This window comes from Methylobacterium sp. WL116, assembly GCF_008039455.1.
Lineage (GTDB): Bacteria > Pseudomonadota > Alphaproteobacteria > Rhizobiales > Beijerinckiaceae > Methylobacterium.
Window position 1 is genome coordinate 1 of record NZ_VRUV01000410.1, and the last position, 4,162, is coordinate 4,162.

Here is a 4,162-nt window from a genome sequence, read left to right on the forward strand (position 1 = left end):
GCGGGCGGCCTCGCGCAGCGCCCGCGCCGGCTCGTCGAGGTAATGCAGCACCTGATGCACCACCACGAGGTCGAAGCTGCCGCGGGCGAAGGGCGGGGCGTGGATGTCGCCCTGGCGCAGGTCGACCCGCGCCAACCCCATCCGTTCCAGGTTGGCGCGCGCGACCGAGAGCATGGCGTGGCTCGAATCGAGCCCGGTCGCCCGGCCGGCGAGCGGCGCCAGCAGCCCGAGCATCCGCCCGGTGCCGGTCCCGAGATCGATCAGGCTGCGGACCGGACGATTGCCCAAAGCCGCGAGCACCGCCGCCTCGACGGTGGCCTCGGGCACGTGGAGCGAGCGCAGCTCGTCCCATTTCGGTGCCAGCCGCGCGAAGAAGGTCTTTGCGGTCTCCGCCCGCTGGCTGCGGACCGCGTCGAGGCGGGCACGATCCTCGGACAACGGCGCGCCGTCGCGCGACAGGCCGGCGATCAGCGGGTCGACCAGGCCGGCGCGGGTCTCCGCGAGCCGGAAGAACGCCCATGCCCCCTCGCGGTGGCGCTCGATCAGCCCGGCTTCGACCAGGAGCTTGAGATGGCGCGAGATCCGCGGCTGGGACTGGCCGAGGATGTCGGTAAGGTCGGAGACCGAGAGCTCGCCCTCGGACAGCAGCGCCAGGATACGCAGGCGCGTCTCTTCCGCCGCCGCCCGCAACACGCCCAGCGCGTCGGGGAAGGAGACCGGTGCCGTCGGGCTGACGCGATCGTTAGACATAAAGATATCTTTATGTCCGATCGCGGCCGGTGACAAGTGCCTTTTCGCGCGTCGCGGGCGAGCGCCGGGCTATCCGGCGTTCCACAGCCAGGCTGCACCGCGCACGCCCGAGGCGTCGCCATGCAGGCTCTCGCGGATCGGGGTGTCGAAGCGGTCCGAGAAGACGTGCGGTGCGGTCGCCGCCGGCAGGCCGGCGATCAGTTCCGGGACCCGCGAGAGCCCGCCGCCGATCACGACGACGTCGGGATCGAGGATGTTGACCACGTGCGCGACGCTGCGGCCGAGCCGGTCGAGATAGGCGGCGAAGGTCGCTTTCGCGACGACGTCGCCCTCGCGCATCGCCGCGACCACGGCCTCGGCCGAGATTGCGACCCCGGTGCGGCGGGCGTGGTCGGCCGCGAGGCCTGGCCCCGACACCCAGGTTTCGATGCAGCCGCGACGTCCGCAATAGCAGGCCGGCCCGGGCCGCTCGTCGTCGCCAGGCCGCGGTAGCGGGTTGTGGCCCCACTCCCCGGCGATGCGGCCGCGGCCGGCGAGCGGGCGCCGATCCCAGGCGATGCCCGATCCGACGCCGGTCCCGAGGATCACCGCCCAGACCAGGCTCGCAGCGGCGCCTGCGCCGTCGACCGCCTCGGACACGGCGAGGCAGTTCGCATCGTTCTCGATGCGGACGGACCGCCCGAGCGCGGCCTCGAGGTCGGCACCGAACCGCTGCCCGTTGAGCCAGTGCGAGTTCGCGTTCTTCACGAGGCCGGTGGCCGGCGAGATCGCGCCCGGCATCCCGATGCCGACCGTGCAGGTGCCGCCCGCCTTCGCCTCCAGTCGGGCGACGAGGTCAGCGATCGTTCGCACCGTGCTGGCGTAATCGTTCCGGGGTGTCGGAAGGCGGGCCTCGGCCAGAACGCGACCGCCGGCATCGAGGACGATGCCGGCGGTCTTGGTGCCTCCGAGATCGATGCCGAGGCGGTGGGCCGCCCCGGTATGCGATGCGCTCACTCCGCAGCGGCGACCTTCGGCGCGCGCGGATTGCTCTCGACCGTCATCGGCTCGGGCGTCTCGTCGGAGATGTGCGTGCCGATCGAGACGGGGTGCGCCATCACCTGGTTGAGCTTGGCCTTGTCGAGCTCGCCCTCCCAGCGGGAGACGACCACGGTCGCGACGCCGTTGCCGATCAGGTTGGTCAGCGCGCGGCACTCGGACATGAACTTGTCGACGCCGAGCACCAGCGTCATCGCCGCCACCGGGACCGGGGTGCCCGGGATCGCGGCCAGCGTCGCCGCCAGGGTGATGAAGCCCGCGCCAGTGACGCCCGAGGCGCCCTTCGAGGTCAGCATCGCGACGAGGAAGATCGTCGCGTACTGCCCGAAGGTCAGGTCCGCGCCCACCGCCTGCGCCAGGAACAGCGTCGTGAGCGTCATGTAGATGTTGGTGCCGTCGAGATTGAACGAGTAGCCCGTCGGGATAACGAGGCCGACGACCGAATCCGAGGCGCCGAGGCGCTTCATCTTGGTCATCATGTGCGGCAGCACCGTCTCCGACGAGGAGGTGCCGAGGACGATCAGGAGCTCGTCCTTGATGTAGGCGAGGAACTTGAAGATCGAGAAGCCGCAGAAGGCCGCGATCCCGCCGAGCACCACGAAGATGAACAGCAGCGAGGTGGTGTAGAAGGTGCCGACCAGCCAGGCGAGGTCGATGACCTTGCCGATGCCGTACTGGCCCACCGTGAAGGCCATCGCGCCGAACGCGCCGATGGGAGCGAGCTTCACGATCAGCCCGATGATGCGGAAGAACACCTGGCCGGCCGCGTCGATGCCGTGGGTGATCGCCTCGCCCTTCGCGCCCATCCCGGTCAGCACGCAGCCGGTGAGGATCGAGATCAGCAGCACCTGCAACAGGTCGCCGGTCGCCATCGCGTCGAAGAAGCTCTTCGGGATCAGGCCGAGGATGTGCGCGACGGTGGAGTCGGCGGCCGCCTTGCTGGCGTAGCCCTCGACCGCCTTGGCGTCGAGCTTGGACAGGTCGGCGCCGAAGCCTGCGCCCGGCCGGACCACCTCGCCGACGATGATGCCGATCAGCAGCGCGAAGCTCGAGACGACCTCGAAATAGATCAGCGCCTTGAGGCCGACGCGGCCAACCTTCTTCAGGTCGCCGATCGAGGCGATGCCGTGCACGATGGTGCAGAAGATGATCGGCGCGATCATCATCTTGATCAGGGCGATGAAGCCGTCGCCGAGCCACTTCATCGACTTGCCCCAATCGGGGCTGAGGTAGCCGAGCAGGATGCCGAGCGCGATCGCGATCAGCACCTGGATGTAGAGCACCTTGTACCAGGGATCCGGGCGTATCGCCTTCTCGGTCACCGCTACGTTCGTCGAACCGTGCATCGCCTGCGCCATGATCTCGCCCGTGCACGCTTGCCGTGCACCCTCCCATTTGGCCGGAGGCTAGCGAAGTTGGCTTCGGGCCTCAACGGCGGCTGAGTATTTCGACACGCCGAAGGTGTGACAAAAACCTGTTCCTACAGGAAAAACGGTCTTTTCGCGGCAGAGTACAGTGGGCACTGAAGTCATCGCGGTCGCGTCGAAGTCGACGCCGGACGTCCGCGTCCGTCGGCCGACCTTTCCGAGCACCGGAGCTTCGTCGTGCCCCTCGTCCGTGCCGTCCTCACCGCCGCGAGCGGTCTCCTGAGCCTGGCCCTCGTCGTTCCCGCGAGCGCCGGCATCGTCGCCCAGATTGACCAGTCGCGCCAACGCATGCGCGTCTACGTCGACGGGGCGCTCTCGCACGATTGGCCGGTCTCGACCGCACGGAACGGCTACGTCACCCCGAACGGCAACTTCCGGGTCGGGCTGATGGCACCGATGTGGCGCTCGCACAAGTATCACGGCTCGCCGATGCCGCACGCGATGTTCTTCCGGGGCGGCTACGCGATCCACGGCACCTACGCGGTGGGCCATCTCGGACGGCGCGCCAGCCACGGCTGCATCCGCCTCGCGCCCGGCCATGCCAGCCGGCTGTTCGGCCTCGCCCGCAGCCATGGCGGCGCCAGCGTGATCATCCGCAACTGAGGTCGCCCGCCGAACGCGAAGGACCGCCGCTGCGGGGGCAACGGCGGTCCTCGAAGGTCGGTGACGTCGGCGTCCGAAGCGGCAGACGCTCAGGTCTGCTGCGTGCGCCGGGGGCGGACGGTCCACCGTTCGAAGGTCGAGGCCGGATCGTCGGAGGCGGGCTCCTGCGGCTGCTGGATCGCGGCGCCGAGGGCCTGGGACAGGCTCTCGATCACGTCGTCGATCCGCGCATCCTGAGGCGGCGTCTCGGCGGCTTCCGGCTCCGGTGCGTGGACGGCTGCAGGCTCCGGCGTCGGCTCGGCTGCGGCCGGTTCCGGCGCGGGCGGCGGCGCCTCGACGACGGG

General features: G+C 69.9%; 4 protein-coding genes and 1 pseudogene. 1 reads left to right on the plus strand and 4 read right to left on the minus strand.

What is annotated here, in order from left to right; genetic code table 11:
* The 3 genes from FV223_RS21595 to FV223_RS21605 all read right to left on the minus strand — a co-directional run.
* Window positions 1–750 (minus strand): metalloregulator ArsR/SmtB family transcription factor (locus FV223_RS21595; RefSeq protein ID WP_147728922.1); only part of this gene is annotated, 750 nt, incomplete at its 3' end.
* Window positions 751–819: 69 nt separating this feature from the next.
* The gene (locus FV223_RS21600; RefSeq protein ID WP_147728923.1) at window positions 820–1,746 is read right to left on the minus strand and encodes an ROK family protein; all 927 of its coding nucleotides are present in this window, start codon (window positions 1,744–1,746) and stop codon (window positions 820–822) included.
* A complete protein-coding gene (locus tag FV223_RS21605) occupies window positions 1,743–3,134 on the minus strand; it encodes a dicarboxylate/amino acid:cation symporter (protein ID WP_147728924.1) in 1,392 nt (463 codons plus the stop codon). The genes FV223_RS21600 and FV223_RS21605 overlap by 4 nt, the downstream gene beginning before the upstream one ends.
* A gap of 258 nt (window positions 3,135–3,392) precedes the next feature.
* On the opposite strand from FV223_RS21605, the gene FV223_RS21610 reads away from it, so the two are divergent.
* Window positions 3,393–3,818, plus strand: coding sequence for a L,D-transpeptidase (locus FV223_RS21610; RefSeq protein ID WP_243934567.1), 426 nt, complete (start codon window positions 3,393–3,395; stop codon window positions 3,816–3,818).
* A gap of 89 nt (window positions 3,819–3,907) precedes the next feature.
* Here the strand turns inward: FV223_RS21610 and FV223_RS21615 are convergent.
* Window positions 3,908–4,162, minus strand: a pseudogene (locus tag FV223_RS21615) (hypothetical protein); the annotation flags it as partial.